Raw genomic sequence first — 23,269 nt, forward strand, 5'->3', positions numbered from 1 at the left:
CGGAAACGTGGAACGCGATCGGCCCTCCGGTGAAGGAGGGCCGGTCGGTATTACAGGAGCATGGTGCGGATGTCGCCCAGCAGGTCGCTCAGACGCTTGGTGAAGCGTGCAGCAGCGGCGCCGTTGATCACACGGTGATCGTAGGACAGCGACAGTGGCAGCATCAGTTTCGGCTGGAAGGCTTTGCCGTCCCAGACTGGCTGGATGGTGGCCTTGGAAACACCGAGGATTGCCACTTCCGGCGCGTTGACGATCGGCGTGAAGCCGGTGCCGCCAATGTGGCCCAGGCTGGAAATGGTGAAGCAGGCGCCTTGCATCTCGTCCGACGAAAGCTTCTTGGTCCGGGCTTTTTCAGCCAGGGAAGCGGCTTCGGCAGCCAGTTGCAGCAGGCTCTTCTGGTCGACGTTCTTGATGACCGGTACCAGCAGGCCATCCGGGGTGTCGACGGCGAAGCCGATGTTCACGTACTTCTTGCGGATGATCGCTTTGCCGCTTGGTGCCAGCGAGCTGTTGAAGTCCGGCAGTTCCTTGAGCAGGTGCGCGCAGGACTTGAGCAGCAACGGCAGGACGGTCAGCTTGACGCCGGCCTTCTCTGCAACGGCTTTCTGGGCAACACGGAACGCTTCGAGTTCGGTGATATCCGCCGAATCGAATTGTGTCACGTGCGGCACATTCAGCCAGCTGCGGTGCAGGTTGGCAGCACCGACCTGCATCAGGCGGGTCATCGGCACTTCTTCGATTTCACCGAAGCGGCTGAAGTCCACGACCGGAATCGGCGGGATGCCGGCGCCACCGGTTGCGCCGCCAGCAGCGGCCGGTGCTTCCTTGGCCTTCTGCATCATGGCCTTGACGTAAACCTGCACGTCTTCTTTCAGGATGCGACCGTGCGGACCGCTGGCGCCCACGGCGCTCAGCTCGACGCCGAACTCACGGGCCAGTTGACGCACGGCAGGGCCGGCGTGAACTTTCGCGCCCGGCTTGGCTGGAGCGGCAGCCGGGGCAGCAGGTGCGGCGGCAGGTGCAGCAGCGGCTGGAGCCGAAGCAGGAGCGCTCGGAGCAGCAGCGGCAGGTGACGGTGCAGCAGCCGGGGCAGCGCCTTTGACTTTCAGTTTGAGGATCAGGTCGCCGGTACCGACTTCGTCATCGAGCTTGATGGAAACGCTTTCCACCACGCCAGCGGCTGGCGATGGAATTTCCATGCTGGCCTTGTCGGATTCCAGGGTGATCAGCGACTGGTCGGCCACGACGGTGTCGCCGGCCTTGACCAGGACTTCGATGATCTTGGCCTTGCCCGCCGAACCGATGTCCGGAACGTGGATGTCCTGGACGCTGTCGGCAACCGGTGCAGCCGGAGCTGCTGCAGGTGCCGGTGCAGCTGCAGCAGCTGGAGCGGCAGCCTGGGCCGGGGCGGCAGCCGGTGCCGCAGCACCCGCCACTTCCAGATCCAGGATCAGGTCGCCGGTGCCGACTTCGTCGTTGAGCTTGACGCTGATGGCCTTGACCACGCCAGCGGCAGGCGACGGGATTTCCATGCTGGCCTTGTCGGATTCCAGGGTGATCAGCGACTGATCAGCCGCAACGGTGTCGCCGACCTTGACCTGGATCTCGATGATCTGGGCCTTGCCCGACGAACCGATGTCCGGCACGTGCACTTGCTGAACGCTGGCGGCAGCCGGCGCAGCAGCAGGGGCGGCAGCTGCAGGAGCAGCAGCCGGCTTGGCTTCAGCCTTGGCAGCCGGTGCAACGGCAGCCGCAGGGGCTGCAGCAGCGGCACCTTCGACTTCCAGCTCCAGCAGTTCGTCGCCTTCTTTCAGGCGGTCGCCCAGCTTCACTTTCAGGCTCTTGATGATACCGGCCTTCGGCGCAGGCACTTCCATGCTCGCCTTGTCCGATTCCAGCGTCAGGATGCTCTGGTCGGCTTCGATACGGTCGCCTACCTTCACAAACAGTTCAATTACTTCACCTTCACCGCTGCCGATGTCAGGTACGCGAATGAGTTCGCTCACAGAATCTCTCCTCAGCAGTCCAGTGGGTTGCGTTTTTCCGGGTTGATACCGAACTTGGCGATGGCCTCGGCCACCACTTTAGGTTCGATGTCACCACGGTCAGCCAGTGCTTCCAGGGCTGCCAACACCACGAAATGACGGTCGACTTCGAAGAAATGACGCAGTTTCTTGCGGCTGTCGCTGCGGCCGAAACCGTCGGTGCCCAGGACTTTGAATTCCTTGGACGGTACCCACTGACGGATCTGCTCGGCGAACAGTTTCATGTAGTCGGTAGAGGCGATGACCGGACCCTTGCGGCCGTTCAGGCACTCTTCGACGTAGCTCAGCTTAGGCTTCTGGCCAGGGTGCAGACGGTTGCTGCGCTCTACGGCCAGGCCGTCGCGACGCAGTTCGTTGAAGCTGGTAACGCTCCACACGTCGGCGCCGACGTTGAACTCTTCACGCAGGATCTTCGCGGCTTCACGGACTTCACGCAGGATGGTGCCGGAGCCCATCAGCTGAACGTGGTGCGCCGCTTCGCGGTTGTCTTCCTCGAGCAGGTACATGCCTTTCTTGATGCCTTCTTCGGCACCGGCCGGCATGGCTGGCTGCTGGTACGACTCGTTCATCACGGTGATGTAGTAGAAGACGTCCTGTTGCTCTTCGGTCATCTTCTTCATGCCGTCCTGAATGATCACCGCCAGCTCGTAGCCGTAGGTTGGATCGTAGGTGCGGCAGTTCGGGATGGTGGCAGCCAGCAGGTGGCTGTGACCGTCTTCGTGTTGCAGGCCTTCACCGTTCAGGGTGGTACGGCCGGCGGTGCCGCCGATCAGGAAGCCACGGGTGCGGCTGTCGCCAGCGGCCCAGGCCAGGTCGCCGATACGCTGGAAGCCGAACATCGAGTAGAAAATGTAGAACGGCAGCATTGGCTGGTTGTGGCTGGAGTACGAAGTACCGGCAGCGATGAAGGAGCTCATGGCGCCCGCTTCGTTGATGCCTTCTTCGAGGATCTGGCCCTTCTGGTCTTCCTTGTAGAACATCACCTGGTCTTTATCGACTGGCTCGTAGAGCTGGCCGACGGAGGAGTAGATGCCCAACTGACGGAACATGCCTTCCATACCGAAGGTACGGGCTTCGTCCGGGATGATCGGCACGATGCGCGGGCCGATTTCCTTGTCCTTGACAAGTTGCGCGAGGATCCGCACGAAGGCCATGGTGGTGGAGATTTCACGGTCGCCCGAGCCGTCCAGGATTGCCTTGAGGGTGTCCAGTGGCGGAGTCGGGATATTGAAGCTCTTGGCACGACGCTGAGGCACGAAACCGCCCAGTGCGGTACGGCGCTCGCTCAGGTAACGGGCTTCGGCGCTGCCTTCTTCCGGTTTGAAGAACGGCAGGTTTTCCAGTTCGTCGTCCTTGACCGGGATGTCGAAACGATCGCGGAACAACTTCAGGCTGTCGACATCGACTTTCTTGGTGTTGTGCGCGGTGTTCTTCGCTTCGCCGGCACCGGTGCCATAACCCTTGATGGTCTTGGCCAGGATGACGGTCGGTTGTTCCTTGTGGTTGACCGCTTCGTGGTACGCCGCGTAGACCTTGTACGGGTCGTGGCCGCCACGGTTGAGTTTCCAGATCTCGTCGTCGGACAGGTCTTCAACCATCGCCTTGAGTTCCGGCGTGTTGAAGAAGTGTTCACGCACGAACGCGCCGTCTTTGGCTTTGTAGTTCTGGTACTCGCCGTCGATGACTTCGTCCATGCGGCGTTGCAGGATGCCGTCGACGTCCTTGGCCAGCAGTGGGTCCCAGAAACGGCCCCAGATGACTTTGGTCACGTTCCACTGAGCACCGCGGAACACGCCTTCGAGTTCCTGGATGATCTTGCCGTTGCCGCGAACCGGGCCGTCGAGGCGCTGCAGGTTGCAGTTGATGACGAAGATCAGGTTGTCCAGCTTCTCGCGGCCGGCCAGGGAGATCGCGCCCAGGGATTCCGGCTCGTCGCACTCGCCGTCGCCCAGGAAGCACCAGACCTTCTGTTTGCCTGGCTGGATGAAGCCGCGGTGTTCCAGGTACTTCATGAAGCGTGCCTGGTAGATCGCCTGGATCGGGCCCAGACCCATGGATACGGTCGGGAACTGCCAGAAGTCAGGCATCAGCCAAGGGTGCGGGTAGGACGACAGGCCCTGACCGTCGACTTCCTGGCGGAAGTTGTTCATCTGGTCTTCGGTGATGCGGCCTTCCATGAATGCGCGGGCGTAAACGCCTGGCGAGGTGTGGCCCTGGAAGTAGATCAGGTCGCCGCCGTGTTCGTCGGTCGGGGCCTGGAAGAAGTAGTTGAAGCCGATGTCATAAAGGGTCGCACTGGAAGCGAAGCTGGAGATGTGACCGCCGAGGTCAGAATCTTTCAGGTTCGTACGCATCACCATGGCCATCGCGTTCCAGCGTACCAGCGAGCGAATGCGGCGTTCCATGAACAGGTCGCCAGGCATGCGTGCTTCGTGGGTAACGGGGATCGTGTTGCGGTAAGGCGTGGTGATTGCGTAAGGCAACTGCGAACCGCTGCGGGTCGCCAGTTCACCCATACGGGTCATCAGATAGTGAGCACGGTCTTCGCCTTCTTTGTCGAGAACCGATTCCAGGGCGTCCAGCCATTCCTGGGTTTCGACGGGATCGAGGTCTTGCATGGCTTGCTCCAGGGCGGAAAGGCTACCAGAATCGGTTGCCTGAGTTAGCGACTGGCCTTGTGGGCAGACGTTATGAATTCTTGGATTGCCGACAGGTTGTTCCGGCGGCGTGTAGTTTTACTACAAATCATCCGGCATTTCAGCCCGTCTAATGTATATACGAGTAGTAAAACTACAGATGAGCGGCTTGTGGCCCCCGGCTGCGTTGTGAGAATAATCGTTAAGGTTGGTCTTTTTCCAACTACAAAAGGTAAAAGCTTGATGCTGGCTGCCAAAATAAAAGAAATTTCAGCTATTTCTAACTTTTGTTCGACACTCCTTCAGGTAGTGGGTTTTCGCAAACCACTACATGCAGTCCGTTGTACGCCGATCAAGGATAGACCATGAGCCTCCCTTCGCTTGCCGAACTGCCGGCCATTCTCCTGCCGTTTGTCACCCGCGCCGAGCAGTCGTTCCGGGCTGCCGTCGCCACTTTGGACGATGACCACGGGCTGTCTGCCTGGTCGCCAGAGCGCTGGGCGCAATTCGCCCGCGTCACTGCCGTCAGCGATTTCGTGATTGAACAGTCTGTACGTGACCCTTTGATGTTGCTGCAGCTGGTGCAGTCCGGTGAGCTGGACCGCAGCTACGGGCCCGGTGAATTGTGCGCGCAGATCGCGGCCGCCGTGAGCACGGCCGAGACCGACGATCTGCTTGGCCGTGCCCTGCGCCGCCAGCGCGCGCGCCACCAGGTGCGGATCATCTGGCGCGACCTGACCCGCCAGGCCGATTTGATCCAGACCTGCCGCGACCTCTCGGACATGGCCGATGCCAGCATCGATCAGGCCTATCAGTGGTTGTACGTGCGGCATTGCCAGCAGTTCGGCGTGCCGACCGGGCGGCGCAGCGGCGAGCCGCAGCAGATGGTCATCCTCGGCATGGGCAAGCTCGGTGCCGTGGAGTTGAACCTGTCATCGGACATCGACCTGATTTTCGCCTATCCCGAGGGTGGCGAAACCGTCGGCGTGAAGCGCGCGCTGGATAACCAGGAGTTCTTCATTCGTCTGGGCCAGCGGCTGATCAAGGCCCTGGACCCGATGACCGTCGACGGCTTTGTGTTCCGCGTCGACATGCGCTTGCGCCCCTACGGCTCGGCGGGCGCACTGGTGCTGAGCTTCAATGCGCTGGAGCAGTATTACCAGGACCAGGGTCGCGACTGGGAACGCTACGCGATGATCAAGTCGCGGGTGGTGGCCGGTGACCAGGTGGCTGGCGCGCAACTGCAAGACATGCTGCGGCCGTTCGTTTACCGACGTTACCTGGACTTCTCGGCCATCGAAGCGCTGCGCACCATGAAGCAGTTGATCCAGCAGGAAGTGCGGCGCAAGGGCATGGCCGACAACATCAAACTCGGCTCTGGCGGTATTCGCGAAGTCGAGTTCATCGCCCAGGCGTTCCAGCTGATCCACGGCGGCCGCGATCTGAGCTTGCAGCAGCGCCCGCTATTAAAGGTACTGAGCACGCTGGAAGGTCAGGGTTATCTGCCGCCGGCAGTGATCAGCGAGCTGCGCGAAGGTTACGAATTCCTGCGTTACACCGAACACGCGATTCAGGCGATCGCTGACCGCCAGACGCAAATGTTGCCAGATGGCGAGCAGGATCAGGCGCGCATTGCCTTTATGCTGGGTTTCGCCAACTGGACGGCTTTCCACGAACAACTGATGTACTGGCGTGGCCGCGTAGCCTGGCACTTCGGGCAGGTGATCGCCGATCCCGACGAAGAGCAGGGTGCCGAAAGCGAAGTGGTGGTCGGCGGTGAGTGGTTGCCGCTGTGGGAAGAGGCTCAGGACGATGAGGCCGCTTGCCGCCAACTGGAAGAGGGTGGGTTCAAGGATGCGCCCAAGGCCTTGAAAGCCTTGGCCGGCTTGCGCAGCAGTCCGCAGTTGCGGGCGATGCAGCGTCTGGGGCGCGAGCGTCTCGATGCGTTTATTCCGCGTTTGCTGGCGCAGTCCGTGGAACATGCCAATCCGGATCTGGTGCTGGAACGCGTGTTGCCGCTGGTTGAAGCCGTGGCCCGTCGCTCCGCGTACCTGGTGCTGCTGACCGAGAACCCTGGCGCCTTGCGGCGTTTGCTGACGCTGTGCGCCGCGAGCCCGTGGATCGCCGAGCAAATCACCCGTTTCCCGCTGCTGCTCGACGAATTGCTCAACGAAGGTCGACTGTTCAAGCCGCCACTGGCACCAGAACTGGCAGCCGAGTTGCGCGAGCGCCTGACGCGGATTCCCGAGGACGACCTCGAACAGCAAATGGAAGCGCTGCGTCACTTCAAGCTGGCGCACCGCTTGCGGGTGGCTGCATCGGAAATCGCCGGCAGCCTGCCGCTGATGAAAGTCAGCGACTACCTGACCTGGCTCGCCGAAGCGATTCTTGAACAGGTGCTCGCACTGGCCTGGCGCCAGACCGTGGCCAAGTACGGCACGCCGCTACGCACCGATGGGACCTTGTGCGATCCCGGCTTCATCATTGTCGGTTATGGGAAAGTCGGCGGCCTGGAACTCGGGCATGGTTCGGACCTGGACCTGGTGTTCATCCACGACGGTGATCCGCAAGCTGAAACCGATGGGCCAAAACCCATCGACGGCGCGCAATTTTTCACCCGTCTGGGGCAGCGGATCATTCACCTGCTGACGGCGCAGACCAACTCCGGGCAGTTGTATGAAGTGGACATGCGCCTGCGGCCGTCCGGTGCGTCGGGATTGCTGGTGAGTTCTTTGGGGGCGTTTGCCCGTTATCAGGAGAACGAAGCCTGGACCTGGGAGCATCAGGCGCTGGTGCGGGCGCGGGTGCTGGTGGGTAGTCAGGATGTCGGCCAGGCCTTCGAGAAAGTCCGTGCCGCGATATTGGGCAAGACGCGTGATTTGCCGACCCTGCGCCAGGAGGTCAGCGAGATGCGCGCCAAGATGCGCGATAATCTTGGCAGCAAGAGCACGGCGGCCGGTACCGGGGCAAATGCCTTCGAAGCCACGGCGCCGTTCGATATCAAGCAGGACGCCGGAGGTATCGTCGATATTGAATTTATGGTGCAATACGCGGCCCTGGCATGGTCTGAAACACACCCGCCATTGCTGCGCTGGACCGATAACATCCGCATTCTGGAAGAGCTGGAGCACGAAGGGCTGATGCCCGTCGAAGATGCCAGCCTGTTGCGTGAAGCGTATAAAGCATACCGTTCCGCCGCCCACCGGCAGGCTCTGCAGAAGAACCCGGGGGTGATACCGGCCGACCAGTTCGTGGACGAACGGCAGCAGGTCATGCGGATCTGGCGTGAGCTGGGGTTAAACTGAAACGGGATTTTTGATACGCCCGATACCCCTGTGGGAGCGAGCTTGCTCGCGATAGCGGAGGCACAGTCACCATTGATGTTCGGATGTGACGCCCTCATCGCGGGCAAGCCCGCTCCCACAGTAGATCTGCAGTGTCATGCCGATCGAAGTACACCAATACCCAATGTGGGAGCGAGCCTGCTCGCGATAGCGGAGTGACAGTCGACAGCAATGTTGAAGGTGATGACCCATCGCAAGCCAGCATGCTCCCGCAGAGATTCTCGAGGCGGGGAGGCGTAGGCCTCCCCGGTTCGTTTATGGAAACCACATGAAAATTCTGATCGTTGGGCCCAGTTGGGTCGGTGACATGGTGATGGCGCAGACACTTTTCCAGTGTCTCAAGCAACGCCACCCGCAGTGCGAAATCGACGTGCTGGCCCCCGAGTGGAGCCGGCCGATTCTTGAACGCATGCCCGAAGTTCGCCAGGCCTTGAGCTTTCCGCTCGGTCATGGCGTGCTGGAGTTGGCGACGCGCCGGCGCATCGGCAAATCCCTGGCCGGCCAGTACGACCAGGCGATCCTGTTGCCCAATTCCCTGAAGTCGGCGCTGGTGCCGTTCTTTGCCGGCATCCCGAAACGTACCGGCTGGCGTGGCGAATTTCGCTACGGCCTGCTCAATGACGTGCGCACGCTGGACAAAGATCGTTATCCGCTGATGATCGAGCGCTTCATGGCCCTGGCCTACGAGCCGGGCGTCGAGTTGCCAAAACCCTATCCGCGTCCGACGTTGCAGATCGACCCGGTCACCCGCGAGGCGGCGCTGGCCAGGTTCGGCCTGACCCTCGACCGTCCGGTGTTGGCCCTGTGCCCCGGCGCCGAGTTCGGCGAGTCCAAGCGCTGGCCGTCGGAGCATTACGCCAAGGTCGCCGAAACGAAGATTCGTGAAGGCTGGCAAGTCTGGCTGTTCGGTTCGAAAAACGACCACGCTGTGGGCGAAGAGATCCGCGCGCGGCTGATTCCCGGCCTGCGCGAAGAATCGGTCAACCTCAGCGGCGGCACCTCGCTGGCCGAAGCCATCGACCTGCTGTCCTGTGCCGACTCGGTGGTGTCCAACGACTCCGGCCTGATGCACGTCGCCGCTGCGCTGAACCGCCCGCTGGTCGCGGTCTACGGCTCGACGTCGCCGGGTTTCACGCCACCGTTGGCCGAGCATGTCGAAATCGTACGCCTGGGCATCGAGTGCAGCCCGTGCTTCGATCGCACCTGCCGTTTCGGCCATTACAACTGCCTGCGCCAGCTCATGCCGCAGGCGGTGAACGAAGCCTTGCAGCGGTTGCAAGGCACTGTGGTCGAGGTCAAATAGCTTGCGGGTTCTGTTGATCAAGACTTCTTCGCTGGGCGATGTCATTCATGCGTTGCCGGCGTTGACCGACGCGGCGCGGGCGATTCCCGGCATCAAATTCGACTGGGTGGTGGAAGAAGGCTTTGCCGAAATCCCGACCTGGCATCCGGCGGTGGGCAAGGTGATTCCGGTGGCGATCCGTCGCTGGCGCAAAAACATCTGGCAGACCATCAAGAGCGGTGAGTGGAAGCGCTTCAAGCAAAGCGTTCGCGCCACGAAATACGACTTGGTGATCGACGCCCAGGGCTTGCTGAAAAGCGCCTGGCTGACCCGTTACGTCAAGGCACCGGTGGCCGGCCTCGATAAAAGCTCGGCGCGCGAGCCCATCGCTGCGCGTTTTTACAATCGGCGTCTGGCCGTTGCCCGCGGGCAGCACGCGGTGGAGCGAGTGCGTCAGTTGTTCGCCATCGCGTTGGGCTATGACTTGCCAAAAGGCATGGGCGACTACGGTCTGAATGTCGAGCGCCTGGTGGAATTGCCGCGCAAGAACCCGTACGTGGTGTTTCTGCATGGCACGACCTGGGACACCAAGCACTGGCCTGAAGCTTACTGGCGCGAGCTGACCGAACGGGTCGGCTACCTTGGCGTTGGGGTCAAGCTGCCTTGGGGCAATGCGCAGGAGAAAGCCCGGGCTGAGCGCATCGCTGCCGGTTTCAAACACGCCGAAGTGTTGCCCAAATTGAACCTGGCCGGTGTCGGCAAGGTACTGGCCGGCGCGCAAGCCTGCGTGGCGGTGGATACCGGTTTGGGCCACCTGGCCGCCGCGCTGGATGTGCCGACGCTGTCGCTGTTCGGTCCGACCAATCCGGGCCTGACCGGCGCCTACGGCAAAGTGCAGATTCACCTGGCCAGCGACTTCCCTTGTGCACCTTGCCTGCAAAAGAAATGCACCTATCAACCGACGGCCGAAGATGCCCGTCAATTTGACCTGAAACGCGAGTGGCCCCTGTGCTTCACGCGTCTGAACCCCGAGCGTGTCGCCAGCCGACTGAGCACGTTGTTAATGGCTGAGGAGCTGCGCTGATGCAATTGGCATTTGTCCTGTACAAATATTTTCCGTTTGGCGGCTTGCAGCGCGATTTCATGCGCATTGCCCTGGAGTGTCAGAAACGCGGTCATCAGATTCGCGTCTACACGCTGATCTGGGAGGGCGACGTACCGGCTGGCTTCGAAGTGCTGGTGGCGCCGGTCAAGGCGTTCTTCAACCATCGACGCAACGAAAAACTCAGTGAATGGATGGAAGCGGACCTGGTCAAGCGACCGGTCGACCGCTTGATCGGCTTCAACAAGATGCCGGGCCTGGACGTCTACTACGCCGCCGACGGCTGCTTCGAAGACAAGGCGCAGAACCTGCGCAACTCGCTCTACCGCCGCTGGGGCCGCTATCGCCACTTCGCCGAATACGAGCGCGCGGTGTTCGCCAAGGATGCGAAGACCGAAGTGCTGATGATTTCCGAGGTCCAGCAGCCGCTGTTCATCAAGCATTACGACACGCCGCTGGAGCGTTTTCACCTGCTGCCACCGGGTATCGCCCAGGACCGTCGCCGACCGGCTGATGCCGATGACATTCGCGCCGGGTTCCGCGCTGAGTTCAATCTCAAGGACGACGAACTGCTGCTGGTGCAGATCGGCTCCGGGTTCAAGACCAAGGGCGTCGATCGCAGCCTCAAGGCGCTGGCGGCATTGCCTGCCGAGCTGAGGAGGCGCACCCGGCTGTTTGTAATTGGCCAGGATGACCCCAAGTTATTCCAGATGCAGAGTGCGACATTGGGGTTGGGTGACAACGTCACGTTCCTCAAGGGGCGCAGCGATATCCCGCGTTTCCTGTTGGGTGCCGATCTGTTGATCCACCCGGCGTACAACGAAAATACCGGCACCGTGCTGCTCGAAGCACTGGTGGCCGGCTTGCCGGTGTTGGTGAGCGCGGTGTGCGGGTACGCCCATTACATCGCCGAGGCCGATGCTGGCCTGGTGTTGGACGAACCCTTCGATCAGGCACAGCTGACGCAATACCTGACCGGCATGTTGAACGACGCTCAAGCAAGGGCGGCCTGGAGCCGCAATGGTCTGGCCTTCGCCGAAACGGCCGACCTCTACAGCATGCCGCAACACGCGGCCGATGTGATTCTGGCGGAGCACGCTTAAATGAAGTTGATGCTGGCTGAACCGTTCAAGAGCCTCTGGGCCGGACGCGACCCGTTCGCCGAAGTCGAGGGGCTCAAGGGCGAGGTGTACCGCGAGCTGGAAGCACGCCGGACATTGCGCACGGAAGTCGACGGCAACGGGTTTTTCGTGAAAATCCACCGTGGCATCGGCTGGGGCGAAATCTTCAAGAACCTGCTCACTGCCAAGCTCCCGGTGCTGGGTGCCGGCCAGGAGTGGAGGGCCATTCAGCGCCTGCAGGAAGCCGGCGTGCCGACCATGACCGCCGTCGCGTATGGCGAGAAGGGCAGTAACCCGGCCGACCAGCACTCGTTCATCGTTACCGAAGAGTTGGCGCCTACCGTCAGCCTCGAAGACTTCAGCGTCAACTGGGTCAAGCAGCCGCCGGAGCCAAAACTCAAGCGCGCGCTGATCGCCGAAGTCGCACGCATGACCGGCATGATGCACCGCGCCGGGGTCAACCACCGCGACTGCTACATCTGCCATTTCCTGCTGCACACCGACAAACCGGTGACCTTTGATGACTTCAAGCTTTCGGTGATCGACCTGCACCGCGCCCAGACCCGTCCGGCGATCACCTCGCGCTGGCGCAACAAGGATCTGGCCGCCCTGTACTTTTCCGCCCTGGACATCGGCTTGACCCGCCGCGACAAATTGCGTTTTCTCAAAGGTTATTTCCAGCAGCCGCTGCGGCAGATCCTGAGCGAAGAAGCCGGGCTGCTGAGCTGGCTCGATGGCAAGGCCAACAAGCTCTACGAGCGTAAACAGCGATACGGGGATGCGCTCTGATGTCGGGTTGGAAACTGGAGCCGGCCTACAGCGATCTGGCCGATGACTTCGGCAGCCTTGAGGCTGTGTTTGCACTTCAGGGCGAGCGGTTGACCAAGGACCTGCTCTCCGAGGTCATTCGCGTTCAGCGCAATGGCGTCAACTATTACGTCAAACGCTACGTGGGCGCTGGCAAAGGCTTGCGGCGTTACCTCGGCAAGCCTCGGGTGAAGATGGAGTGGCAGAACCTCAAGCGTTTCGCCAAGTGGGGCATTCCCACTGCTGAGGTGGTGGCCTGGGGGCTGGAACGTCGCGGTGCGGCCTACGCTCGCGGTGCGATGATTACCCGGGAACTGCCGCGTACCGAAGACTTGTCGGCACTGGCCGAGCGACGCGATCCGAAGCTGTCGGATCGCGCCTGGGTCGATGCCGTCAGTCGTCAGTTGGCCCAGTACACCCGGACCATGCACGACCACCGCTTCACCCATAATGATCTGAAGTGGCGCAACCTGCTGATCGACGACGAGGCTCGACTGTTTCTGATCGATTGCCCCAACGGCGATTTCTGGCGCGGTTTCTGGCTCAAGTACCGCATCACCAAGGATCTGGCGTGCCTGGACAAGGTCGCCAAGTATCAACTGTCGGCTACCCAGCGCCTGCGCTTTTACCTGCAATACCGCAACCGGACCCGGCTCAACGCTGCGGACAAGAAACGAATCCGGCATGTGGTGAGATTTTTCGAGGGACGCGAATGACTGATTTTCTGGCCGCTGAAGACCGTGCGCTGCTTGAGCGCCATGGACTCGGCACGTTCGAGGCGCTCTGGGCCAAACAGCTCGATGCGGTGGACGAACCCAACACCGGTCGCGGTGGCTGGAGCAGTGTGTTTCGGCTGGATCTGGAAGGTCATGGCTACTACCTCAAGCGTCAAAGCAACTACCTGACCCGCACCTTGCGCGCGCCGTTCGGTGAGCCGAGTTTCGCCCGCGAGTTTCGCAACATCTCCCGTTACCGGAAAATGGGCATTCCGGCGCTGGAAGCGGTGTTCTACGGGCAGCGCAAGGTCAATGGCGAAGTCCGCGCAATCCTGCTGACCCGCGCCCTGGACGGTTGGGACGACCTCGACTCGCTGTTGCAGCGCTGGGCTCAATTGAGCCCTGAACAGCACTCGGAGATCCTCAAGGCCAGTGGCGAACTGGCCCGGCAACTGCACGCTGCACGCCAGGTGCACGGGTGTTTCTATCCCAAGCACATTTTCATGCGTGCCACCGGCCACGGCTACCAGGCTCAATTGATCGACCTGGAAAAGACCCGGCCGCTGCTGTACGGGCAGCGTGACCGAATCAAGGACCTGGAACCGCTGACGCGCCGCGCGCCCGAGTGGGGCGAATCGCAACTGCGGCAATTGCTGGCGGCCTATCTGGATCAGCCGCAGGACAGCTCGCTGATCGACAGCTGGCTGCAGCGCTTGACCGCACGGCGCAGCCAAAAGGGGCCACGTTAATGCGTTTGTCCGAATTGAAATCCGCTGGCCGCCATCCTGCTTTGCCGCTGAGCGTTTCGCTGGCCGATGCCGCCGGCCCCGCCGATTTGCAACTGTTGAGCCTGTTGCGGGTATTGCCGGGGCAGCGTTATGTCGGTGCCGGTGTCTGGCGTGGCCGGCCGGTGTTGGCCAAGTTGCTGGTCGGCAGCAAGGCTGCACGGCATTTTCAGCGTGAACTGGACGGCGTGCGCCTGCTCTCCGACCAGGGGCTGACTACGCCGCAGTTGTTGGCCGACGGCCTGAAAGACGGCGAGGGTGGCTGGCTGCTGTTTGATTTCCTGGAGCATGCCGAAAGCCTGGGCGACACCTGGAAGCAGGTTGAGCAACAGCCCGTACTGTCCGATGGGCAAGGGGCGGTGCTGGCCGAGGCGTTGGGTGCGATCGGTCAGATGCATCGCAAGGGCCTGTGGCAGGAAGACCTGCACCTGGACAATCTACTGCGCCAGGGCGGCCGCCTGTACCTGATCGATGGTGCCGGTATCTGCAGCGAGACGCCTGGCCAGCCGCTGTCGCGGCAGAAAGTCCTGGAAAACCTCGGGGTGTTCTTCGCCCAGTTGCCGAAGTCGATTGAACCCTTCATTGAAGAGTTGCTGGTGTATTACCTGCTCAGCAACGGCGAGCACGCCTTGCCCATGGAGGCGTTGCAGAAGCAGATCGACAAGGTCCGCAACTGGCGCCTCAAGGACTATCTGATCAAGGTCGGCCGCGAGTGCACGCTGTTCAGTGTCCGGCGCGGGGCTTTCGAACTGCGGGCGATTCGCCGCGAGGAAGAGGCGTCGATGGTGCCGGTGCTGGAGCAGGCCGATGCCTTGCTCGATCAGGGGCATCTGTACAAGACCGGCGGCGCGGCGAGTGTTGGCAAGGTCGAGGTGGATGGCCGCACGCTGGTGATCAAGCGCTACAACATCAAGGGTTTTGCCCACTGGCTCAAGCGTTTCTGGCGCCCGAGCCGGGCCTGGCATTCATGGCGCGAAGGCAATCGCCTGGCGTTCCTCGGGATTGCCACGCCCAAGCCGCTGGCGTTGCTGGAAAAGCGTTTCCTGTGGCTGCGCAGCCGGGCGTACCTGATCACCGAGTATCTGCCGGGGCCGGACATCATCGAGCGTTTTGCGCCTTATGTTGAAAGCGGTGATGCACCGCAAGCCGAACTGGCGGCGCTGGATCATCTGTTTGCCGAGCTGATACGTTTGCGTATCAGTCATGGCGACTTCAAGGGCCATAATCTGTTCTGGCAGGAAGATCGCTGGGCGTTGATCGACCTCGACTCGATGTGCCAGCACGGCTCGCTGAACAGCTATGCACCGGCATATGCGCGGGATCGGGCGCGGTTCATGCGTAACTGGCCTGAAGGCAGTGCGCTTTATCAGGTCATCGATCAGCGTTTGCCCAAAGACATCTCCAGCGTGGCCTGAATCCTTTTCGCGAGCAGGCTCGCTCCCACATTTGGACCGAGGCATTCACAGGCTATGTGTTCACCCACGATCCCTGTGGGAGCGAGCCTGCTCGCGAAGGGGCTGTAACTGCCAACCGAGAAAGCAGACAGGTTCTTGTGAACCGTCCTACGCGATCTTGGGAAGCCATGAACTGTGGCCGAAATTGTCCCGATGCTAGTTTGCCTGACGTTCTCGGAGGGCGGGCTGTGTCGATCAAAATGGCAGTTTCAACAGGTGTTTTGTCCGTGTCGCTAATGGGCTGCGGGACCGCCGCTACGGTCCTGCAGGATGAAGCCGAAGCCGCGCACGGGCTGCGCAGGCAAAAGACCTATTGCCAGGCCATCCCCCGGGTCTATAGCGGCCTCGCTTATGACTTCTGCGTATTGAACGCACCGCCCGATCCCACGGGTGTCCTTGTACCGCTCATTTTGCTCGACCTGGCCCTGTCCGGCGCACTGGACACCGCCGCCTTGCCCTACACGATTTACCGGCAGAGCGTGGACGGCAATATCCTTGTCTACTGGCGGCCTTCGCGCGGTTAAAAGTAATCACAAGGGCACCACCCTGGTGGCTTGCCGCTTGTAGCTAGAGGCTAGCCGCCGCTTTTACGCTATAATCCCGCCCTTTAGCTGTCTCTCGCCCCTTGCGAGGGCACATTAATTTTTGAGGCGCTTGCGCCTGCATGCAGACTAAAGAGGCTAGACCCCTGTGGCATTGACGATTCTTGGCCTGTCCGGCGCCCTTAGCCATGATCCTTCCGCAGCCCTGTACATCGACGGCAAGCTGGTCGCGGCGGCTGAAGAGGAACGCTTCGTACGCGATAAACATGCAAAGAACCGCATGCCCTACGAATCGGCGAAATTCTGCCTGGAACAAGCTGGCATCAAGCCATCCGATGTCGACGTGGTAGCGATCCCGTTCGCCCCGATCAGCCTGTTCGGCAAGGCCCGCTGGCAGTACGCCAAGCGTTACTGGTACGCCCCGGACCGTGCACTCGACGCGATCCTGATGGGCAACCGTCGCTACAAGCGCTATCGCAACAAGATCGTCTGGTGCCTGGAGCAACTGGGCTTTGATCCGAAGAAGATCAAGATCGAGCCGGTCGAGCACCACCTGGCTCACGCCTCCAGCGCCTACCACTGCTCCGGCTTCAAGGAGAAAACCGCGATCCTGGGCATCGACGGCAAGGGTGAGTACGCCACGACCTTCTTCGGTTATGGCGAAAACGGCAAGATCCACAAGATCAAGGAATTCTTCGATCCGGACTCCCTCGGCGGCCTGTATGGCGCGATCACCGAGTTCCTCGGTTTCGACATGCTCGACGGTGAGTTCAAGGTCATGGGCATGGCGCCATACGGCGACGCCAGCAAATACGATTTCTCGCGCCTGGCTTCGTTCGAAAACGGCGAACTGGTGATCAACACCGACTACGCCAACGTCATCGGTCTGCGTCGCTACAAAGAGAAGGGCAAGGGTTACTACTTCTCGCCGAAGCTGATCGAGTGGCTGGGTCCCAAGCGCGAAGGCGACATCGCCGACGAGCCTTACATCCACTACGCCGCCAGCATTCAAGCGCTGTTCGAAAAGATTGCGCTGCAGATGATCGACTACTACCTGGGCGGCGTGCTCAAGGAAACCGGCAAACTGGCCTACGCCGGTGGCTGTGCGTTGAACGTCAAGCTCAACCAGAAAATCATCGCTCGCGACGACGTCAAGGAGCTGTTCGTACAGCCGGCGTCCGGCGATGCCGGTACCGCAGTGGGCGCGGCAGCCTATGTGTCCCACGCCCGTGGCGTACCGGTCGAGAAGATGGAACACGTCTACCTCGGCCCGTCGTACAGCAACGAAGACGTGATTGCCGCTTGCGCCCGTCACGAGAACAAGCCGACCTGGCGCAAGCTCGACAACATGCCGGAGCAGATCGCCAAAATCATGGTCGATGGCAACCCGGTGGCCTGGTTCCAGGGCCGCATGGAGTTCGGTCCGCGTGCACTGGGCGGTCGTTCGATCATCGGTTGCCCGAGCGTGCCCGGCGTGGCCGATCGCATCAATCACCAGATCAAGTTCCGCGAGCGCTGGAGGCCTTTCTGCCCGTCGATGCTCGACACCGTGGCGCCGCAGATGATCAAGATCGATCACCCGGCTCCGTTCATGACCTTCACCTTCGAAGTGGCGGAAGAATGGAAGACCCGCGTGCCGGAAGTCGTCCACGAAGACGGCACCTCCCGCGCCCAGGTGCTCAAGCGCGAATACAACCCGCGCTACTACGACATGATGAAAGCGCTGGAAGTGCTCACCGGCAACGGCGTGTCGCTCAACACCTCGCTCAACCGTCGCGGCGAACCGATGATCTGCTCGCCGACCGATGCGCTGAACATGTTCTTCGGTTCGGATCTACAGTATCTGATCATGGAAGACATCCTGGTGGTCAAAGAGGGCGCAAACGCCTATGACACGTTCGGCTGAGCGCCATGTGCTGCAGTTCTGCCACGGCTATGACGGGCCGTTCCTGGATTGCGCACGGCAGTACGCCAGCCTGTTCGCGGGGACTGGCTATCGCGTGACCACGGTGTTTCTCACCGGGGTTGCCGATGCCGAAGTCGCCGCGGGCTGCGCCTCCGACGAGGTGCTGTTCATGGAGTACAGTTCCAAGGCCATTCGTGGCCTGAAACTGGGCGCCATTGGCGATCTGCGCAAGATCGCCGCGTCGCGCAACTTCAGTTTTTGCATCGCTCATCGCTTCAAGCCTATCTATATTGCCTTGCTCGGTACGTCGTTGCCGGTCATTGGGGTGCACCACGGGTTTGAAGACTACAAGCGCGGCAGCCGCAAACTGTTCGCCCATATATTCCGCAAGCGTTTGAGCCTGCTCGGTGTGTCCGACGCGGTGCGCGACGACATGCGCAGTTGCCTGCCGAAGTGGCCGGCTTCGCGAATTCAGACGTTGTACAACCGCATCGACGTGGATGCCTTGCAAGCCACGCAGGTGTCGGCTCGCGAGGCCCGGGAAACCCTCGGGCTGGCGGCGGATGCCTGGATTGTCGGCAACGTCGGACGCCTGCATCCGGACAAGGACCAGGCCACGCTGCTCGATGGTTTCGCCGAAGCATTGCCGCAGTTACCGGCCAACAGCCAGTTGGTGATTCTCGGCAAGGGGCGCCTGGAGGAAGACCTCAAGGCTCAGGCCCGCGAACTGGGTATCGGCGACCGGGTGCTGTTCCTCGGCCAGGTGCCGGATGCGCGCAACTATTTCCGGGCCTTTGATGTGTTCGCCCTGAGTTCCGATCACGAACCGTTCGGCATGGTGCTGCTGGAGGCCATGGCCGCCGGCGTACCCTTGCTCGCCACGGCGTGCGGCGGAGCGAAAGAAGTGGTCGAGGGCTTGGGCATCCTGTTCCCCTTGGGCGATGCCGGACATCTGGCCCAGGGACTGCAACACCTGGCTGCCATGGATGATCAGCAACGCCGGCAGTGTGCCGAGATGATGCTCGAGCGCTTGCGCGAACGCTTTTCCGACCGCGCAGTGCGCGATGCTTTCTGGCACTTGCCGCACGTTACCGAACTGGCACAGAGGGGCTGATGCTCAACCGATTTCAAGGCTGGCGCGAGCGTGGCTGGGCGGTAGTCGACGCCTCGATTTACGCCGAAACCTGGCAGCGTTATGGCGGCAGCGTCGCAACTCATCCCATGGTGGTCGAGCGCCTGGCGCAACTGGCCGACATCCCGGTGCGCTACCTGGCCTGGATGCAGGGTGATGAGGTCAAGGCGGCGATCCCGACCTGGGGTCGCGACCTGGCCTTGTCCAAGGACGTGCTCAAGCGTCGCGGTAAAAAGGGCCTGTTCGACCTGGGTAACGCCGAGATCATCTTGCCCGCCGCTGCCGATGCCCAGGCGCCCTTGCGCCATCGCGGGCGCTATCTGTCGGCGTTGAACGAGGGGCGGTTCACCGGCATCCGGTTGCAGACCGAGCAACTGGCCATGGCTCGTACCCCCGAAGAGCTGTCGAAGAAGTTTCGCTACAACCAGCGCCGCGAATTGCGCCTGCTGGAAGAGGCCGGGGGTATGGTGCGGCCGGTGTCCGAATTCTCCAGCGCTGAGTTGGCGGCGATTTATTGCGACCTGTTCCAGCGCCGTTGGGGCTTCCCGGCGACGGGTGCCGAACGCATGGCCGAGGTCATCGAGTTGCTGCGCGAGTTGCTGATCGGATCGGTGATTTTTCTCAACGATGCGCCGATTGCGATTCAATTGGTGTACCGCGTCGAAACTTCGCAGTGGATCAGCGTCGAGTACATCAACGGCGGGGTCGATCCCGAGACTCGCGAGTTCAGCCCCGGCAGCGTACTGAGTTTTCTCAATACGCAAAGCGCTTGGGAGCATGCCCGGGCGCTGGACAAACCGTTGCGTTTTTCTTTCGGTCGCGCCGACCGTGAATACAAGGATCGCTGGTGCAACCCTGTGCCGGTCTTCACCGTATGAGCCAAGCCATGAGCCGCAAACAGCAACTGCTCAAGCGCCATCGGCGCACTAAACGCATCGGCCTGTTGATTGCGCTGGTGCTGTTGATCGTCATCGGTGTGCTGGTGGCCTGGTGGTTGCCGCTGGTAGTGGCGGTTCTCGGCTGGATTGCCCACGAAGCCTGGTTTGCCGACCATCTGTTCTACTCGCCGAAAGACGATTATCAGTACAGTTTTCCCCCGTACACGCCACAGCCCAAGGTGCACCTGAGCGGTGAACATTTGCACCTGGACGAGGGCGTGATGCTGGTCGACGACGCGACGCTGGTGCTGGCCCTGCGGGTAAAAAGCACCTGGCTGGGTCGTTTTTTCGATCCGGTGGTCGAGTTGGCGGGGGGCGAAAACCCTGACCGACAAACCTTCGAGCGGGGCGTAAACGGCCTGCGTTACCTCAATCTCAGTGGTCAGGCTCAGGCGCTGTCCCGTGGTGACCTGCGCTTGCGCGGGCGTTTCTGTCGGGTGTTCGGTGAGCCTGTGCTGTGGGCACTGGAACATCCGGATTACCGGCGTCAGCGGGTGATGGTCATCGCGCCCCACGCCGATGACGCCGAGCTGGCAGCCTACGGTTTGTACAGCCAGGCCGACGAAACCTGGATCGTCACGCTGACAGCAGGCGAAATCGAAGCCGAACACTACCGGCAGATGGGTCTGACCAAGGTCGATGCGGCCCGCTTGAAAGGCCGCCTGCGCACCTGGGACAGCATTGCCGTACCGCGTTGGGCCGGTGTGCCCGAGGCTCGCTGCGTACAGCTGGGTTATTTCTGCCTGCAACTGGCGAGCATGCAGGCCGCGCCTGGCGTGCCGGCGGGATCGCGGGAAGCCGACCTGAGCGACACCCGATTGTTCCGTCAGCTGAATCCGTTCGCGCTGCCGGGCGATGCCGATGGCGCGCCGACCTGGAACAATCTGCTGGCGGATCTGCGTGAGTTGCTGCTGCGGGCCCGACCCGAGGTCATCGTCCTGCCGCATCCGACCCTGGATCCGCATCCCGATCATATCTGCGCCCAGGCGGCAGTTCTCGAGGCCTTGCAGGGCCTGGACTGGCAACCGACCACGCTGTTGGGCTACGCCAACCACCTGCACGACAACGACCGTTGGCCGATGGGCGATAGCGGTGACGGCATCGCCTTGCCGCCGGCCTTCGATTCCGTCCAGCCGATGCAGCCTTATTGCCTGCCGATGCCGCTGGAGCAACAGCGGGACAAGGCCATGGCGTTGGGCATGATGCACGACCTGCAGCCGCCGATGCCGTTCAAGCGCCGCTTGCGTCGCTTGATCCAGCGGTTGTTGGCCGGCCGGGTGCCGCCCACCTATGGCGAGAACGAATTCTTTCGCAAGGCCGTCCGGCGCCATGAGCTTTTGTGGTCCATCAAGCACACACCAGGTAATCTTTCTCAGCGGGGAGAGTTATGAGTCAGCGGTCAAAGGTCCTGCAGCTGCAGCCTGACTACAACGTCAAAGCCCATGATTTCGCCGACCTCGCGGAGCAAATCGTCAAGGCCCTGCCCACCGATCGATATGAAGTGACCGCCGCGTTTCTGCGGGGCAAACCCGAGCCGGGCGAAGCAGTGAGCCGGGCTGATCGTTCGGTGTACTTCGAATTTTCCGACAAGTCCCTCAAGGGCATGCGCCTGCGGGCGATGTGGCAGTTGTACAAGTTCTGCCGCCGGGAAAAATTCGATGTGGTGATCTGCAACCGCTTCAAGCCGGTGAACATGATGCTGGCGCTCAACCGCTGGTTAAAAGTGCCGTTGTGCATTGGCATTTCCCACGGTTTTGGCGAGTACGACCGTTTTTACCGGCGCCGCCAGACCCAGCGCCTGATCGATCGTCACTGGCGCTTCGTCGGTGTGTCGCCAGCGGTGAAACAGTATCTGCTGGACTGTGACTGTGGTTTCACCGACCAGAATACCTACGCCATCACCAATGCCATCGACATCGAGCAGGCCGAAGGTCTGCAGCACAGTCGTGAAAAGTCCCGTGAAATGCTCGGCATCGATCCGTCGGTACGGCTGATCGGTGCACTGGGGCGGCTGGTGCCGGTCAAGGGCCACATCTATTTGCTGCAGGCCTTTGCCGCGCTCAAGGACAAGTACCCGAATACCCAGTTGGCGATCATCGGTGCCGGTCGCGAAGAGTCGCGCCTGGCCGCGGAAATCGACCGCCTCGGCCTCAGTGGTCGCGCCCATTTGCTGGGGTTCAAGGAAATTGCCCTGCAGTACATTCGCGCGTTCGACATCTGGACCATGCCTTCCCTGGCCGAGGGCCTCGGGTTGGCGCTGCTTGAAGGCATGAGTGGGCATTTGCCGGTGATCGCCTCGAACGTGCCGGCCATGTTGCCGCTCATCGAGGGGGCCGGTGGCCTGGCGATTACGCCCAAGGATGTGCCGACGCTGCAAGCTGCGCTGGACACGTACCTCGGGCTGTCGGATGACGAGCTCAAGGCCAAGGGCGAGCAGGCTTTCCGTTATCTGCAACAACACCATGACATCGAGGAGTTCCGTCGCGAATACCTCAATCTGATCGACTCCGGCCTGGAACAGGCCCGCAAGGAACAGCCATGAACGACGCGCAACCCATCGTCACGGTCATTATCGCGTCGTACAACCACGGCCCCTACATCGAGCAGAGCATTCTCAGCGTCCTCAACCAGACCTATCGGAACATTGAGTTGCTGGTGATCGACGATGGCTCGAAGGATGACAGCGTCGAGCGGATCAAGGCGTTGCAGGCCACCCATGGTTTCGACTTTCGGGTCCAGGAAAACCAGGGGCTGACCAACACCCTCAATGGGGCGATTGCCCGGGCAAAGGGCAGCCTGATCGTGCCGTTCGGTTCGGATGACATCATGTTGCCGGAGCGAATCGCCATCCAGGTCGCGCATATGGACGGCAAGCCCGAGGTCGGCATTTGCGCCGGCAACATCGAGCTGATCGATGCCGACGGCAACCTCTACCCGGAGAAGCGCCAGCGCCGGGATGTGCCGTTCCGTCGCCTGGACTTCGATGACATGTTCCTGGAGCGCAAGCCTTATCCTCCGGCGCCCACCCTGATGATCCGGCGCGAAGCGCTGGAGAAGGTGGGCGGTTTCGACCCGACCATTCGCCTGGAAGATTTGCTGATCGAGTTGAAGGTGACCCATGCCGGTTACTTCATCGATGGTCTGAACGTGTTGATGGCGCGCTATCGCAAGCACGCCACCAACTCCTACAAGAACCACCGCTTCATGATCGACAGCATCCTGCGCACCTACGCGCTCTTCAGCGATCACCCGCTGTATGACGAGGTGCGCTACAAGTTTCTCAATTCCATGTTCCTCAAGACCGCCAACCGTGATCGCAAGCTGGCGCGTGAGTTGCTGGCGCAGATTCCCTTCAAGGCCTGGAACAAGAAAACCTGGCGCGGGTTGGGGCGGATGTATTTCTCGCGGCTGGAGAAAGACTGAGCCAGGGGCTGGATGCGATCGCGATAGCCGGCCGGT

The 23,269-nt window shown here is 61.4% G+C and carries 17 protein-coding genes; 15 read left to right on the forward strand and 2 right to left on the reverse strand.

What is annotated here, in order from left to right:
• Positions 1 to 50 precede the first annotated feature (50 nt).
• Positions 51 to 2,006, reverse strand: coding sequence for a dihydrolipoyllysine-residue acetyltransferase (aceF, locus tag PPUTUW4_RS02005; protein WP_015093182.1), 1,956 nt, complete (start codon positions 2,004 to 2,006; stop codon positions 51 to 53).
• Positions 2,007 to 2,017: 11 nt separating this feature from the next.
• A complete protein-coding gene (aceE, locus tag PPUTUW4_RS02010) occupies positions 2,018 to 4,663 on the reverse strand; it encodes a pyruvate dehydrogenase (acetyl-transferring), homodimeric type (protein WP_015093183.1) in 2,646 nt (881 codons plus the stop codon).
• 383 nt (positions 4,664 to 5,046) lie between these two features.
• Between aceE and glnE the strand changes: the two genes are divergently transcribed.
• From glnE to PPUTUW4_RS02085, 15 genes are all read left to right on the forward strand, one after another.
• Entirely contained in the window at positions 5,047 to 7,986 is a 2,940-nt protein-coding gene (glnE, locus tag PPUTUW4_RS02015) for a bifunctional [glutamate--ammonia ligase]-adenylyl-L-tyrosine phosphorylase/[glutamate--ammonia-ligase] adenylyltransferase (protein WP_015093184.1), read from the forward strand.
• A gap of 307 nt (positions 7,987 to 8,293) precedes the next feature.
• Positions 8,294 to 9,328, forward strand: a complete 1,035-nt coding sequence (gene waaF / locus PPUTUW4_RS02020; protein WP_015093185.1) for a lipopolysaccharide heptosyltransferase II — start codon at positions 8,294 to 8,296, stop codon at positions 9,326 to 9,328.
• A gap of 1 nt (position 9,329) precedes the next feature.
• A complete protein-coding gene (waaC, locus tag PPUTUW4_RS02025; protein ID WP_007971808.1) occupies positions 9,330 to 10,391 on the forward strand; it encodes a lipopolysaccharide heptosyltransferase I in 1,062 nt (353 codons plus the stop codon).
• Positions 10,391 to 11,512 carry a glycosyltransferase family 4 protein gene (locus PPUTUW4_RS02030; RefSeq protein WP_015093186.1) on the forward strand — a complete coding sequence of 374 codons (1,122 nt, stop codon included), beginning with the start codon at positions 10,391 to 10,393 and terminating at the stop codon, positions 11,510 to 11,512. The genes waaC and PPUTUW4_RS02030 overlap by 1 nt, the downstream gene beginning before the upstream one ends.
• Complete coding sequence (gene rfaP / locus PPUTUW4_RS02035; RefSeq protein ID WP_015093187.1) at positions 11,513 to 12,319, forward strand: lipopolysaccharide core heptose(I) kinase RfaP; 807 nt, start codon at positions 11,513 to 11,515, stop codon at positions 12,317 to 12,319.
• Positions 12,319 to 13,053 (forward strand): lipopolysaccharide kinase InaA family protein, encoded by a 735-nt coding sequence (locus PPUTUW4_RS02040; RefSeq protein ID WP_015093188.1) that lies wholly within the window; start codon positions 12,319 to 12,321, stop codon positions 13,051 to 13,053. The genes rfaP and PPUTUW4_RS02040 overlap by 1 nt, the downstream gene beginning before the upstream one ends.
• Positions 13,050 to 13,802, forward strand: a complete 753-nt coding sequence (locus PPUTUW4_RS02045; protein WP_015093189.1) for a lipopolysaccharide kinase InaA family protein — start codon at positions 13,050 to 13,052, stop codon at positions 13,800 to 13,802. The genes PPUTUW4_RS02040 and PPUTUW4_RS02045 overlap by 4 nt, the downstream gene beginning before the upstream one ends.
• Positions 13,802 to 15,253 (forward strand): lipopolysaccharide kinase InaA family protein, encoded by a 1,452-nt coding sequence (locus tag PPUTUW4_RS02050; RefSeq protein ID WP_015093190.1) that lies wholly within the window; start codon positions 13,802 to 13,804, stop codon positions 15,251 to 15,253. The genes PPUTUW4_RS02045 and PPUTUW4_RS02050 overlap by 1 nt, the downstream gene beginning before the upstream one ends.
• 227 nt (positions 15,254 to 15,480) lie before the next feature.
• The gene (locus PPUTUW4_RS02055) at positions 15,481 to 15,816 is read left to right on the forward strand and encodes a YceK/YidQ family lipoprotein (RefSeq protein ID WP_083884526.1); all 336 of its coding nucleotides are present in this window, start codon (positions 15,481 to 15,483) and stop codon (positions 15,814 to 15,816) included.
• A 166-nt stretch (positions 15,817 to 15,982) separates the two neighbouring features.
• Positions 15,983 to 17,740, forward strand: a complete 1,758-nt coding sequence (locus tag PPUTUW4_RS02060; protein WP_015093192.1) for a carbamoyltransferase — start codon at positions 15,983 to 15,985, stop codon at positions 17,738 to 17,740.
• Entirely contained in the window at positions 17,724 to 18,854 is a 1,131-nt protein-coding gene (locus PPUTUW4_RS02065) for a glycosyltransferase (RefSeq protein ID WP_015093193.1), read from the forward strand. The genes PPUTUW4_RS02060 and PPUTUW4_RS02065 overlap by 17 nt, the downstream gene beginning before the upstream one ends.
• Positions 18,854 to 19,750, forward strand: a complete 897-nt coding sequence (locus PPUTUW4_RS02070) for an antimicrobial resistance protein Mig-14 (protein WP_015093194.1) — start codon at positions 18,854 to 18,856, stop codon at positions 19,748 to 19,750. Before PPUTUW4_RS02065 ends, PPUTUW4_RS02070 begins: the two co-directional genes overlap by 1 nt.
• An 8-nt stretch (positions 19,751 to 19,758) precedes the next feature.
• Complete coding sequence (locus PPUTUW4_RS02075; protein ID WP_015093195.1) at positions 19,759 to 21,201, forward strand: PIG-L family deacetylase; 1,443 nt, start codon at positions 19,759 to 19,761, stop codon at positions 21,199 to 21,201.
• Positions 21,198 to 22,352 (forward strand): glycosyltransferase family 4 protein, encoded by a 1,155-nt coding sequence (locus PPUTUW4_RS02080; protein ID WP_015093196.1) that lies wholly within the window; start codon positions 21,198 to 21,200, stop codon positions 22,350 to 22,352. The genes PPUTUW4_RS02075 and PPUTUW4_RS02080 overlap by 4 nt, the downstream gene beginning before the upstream one ends.
• Entirely contained in the window at positions 22,349 to 23,233 is an 885-nt protein-coding gene (locus tag PPUTUW4_RS02085) for a glycosyltransferase (RefSeq protein ID WP_015093197.1), read from the forward strand. Before PPUTUW4_RS02080 ends, PPUTUW4_RS02085 begins: the two co-directional genes overlap by 4 nt.
• Positions 23,234 to 23,269 lie beyond the last annotated feature (36 nt).

This window comes from Pseudomonas sp. UW4 (assembly GCF_000316175.1).
Lineage (GTDB): Bacteria > Pseudomonadota > Gammaproteobacteria > Pseudomonadales > Pseudomonadaceae > Aquipseudomonas > Aquipseudomonas laurylsulfatiphila.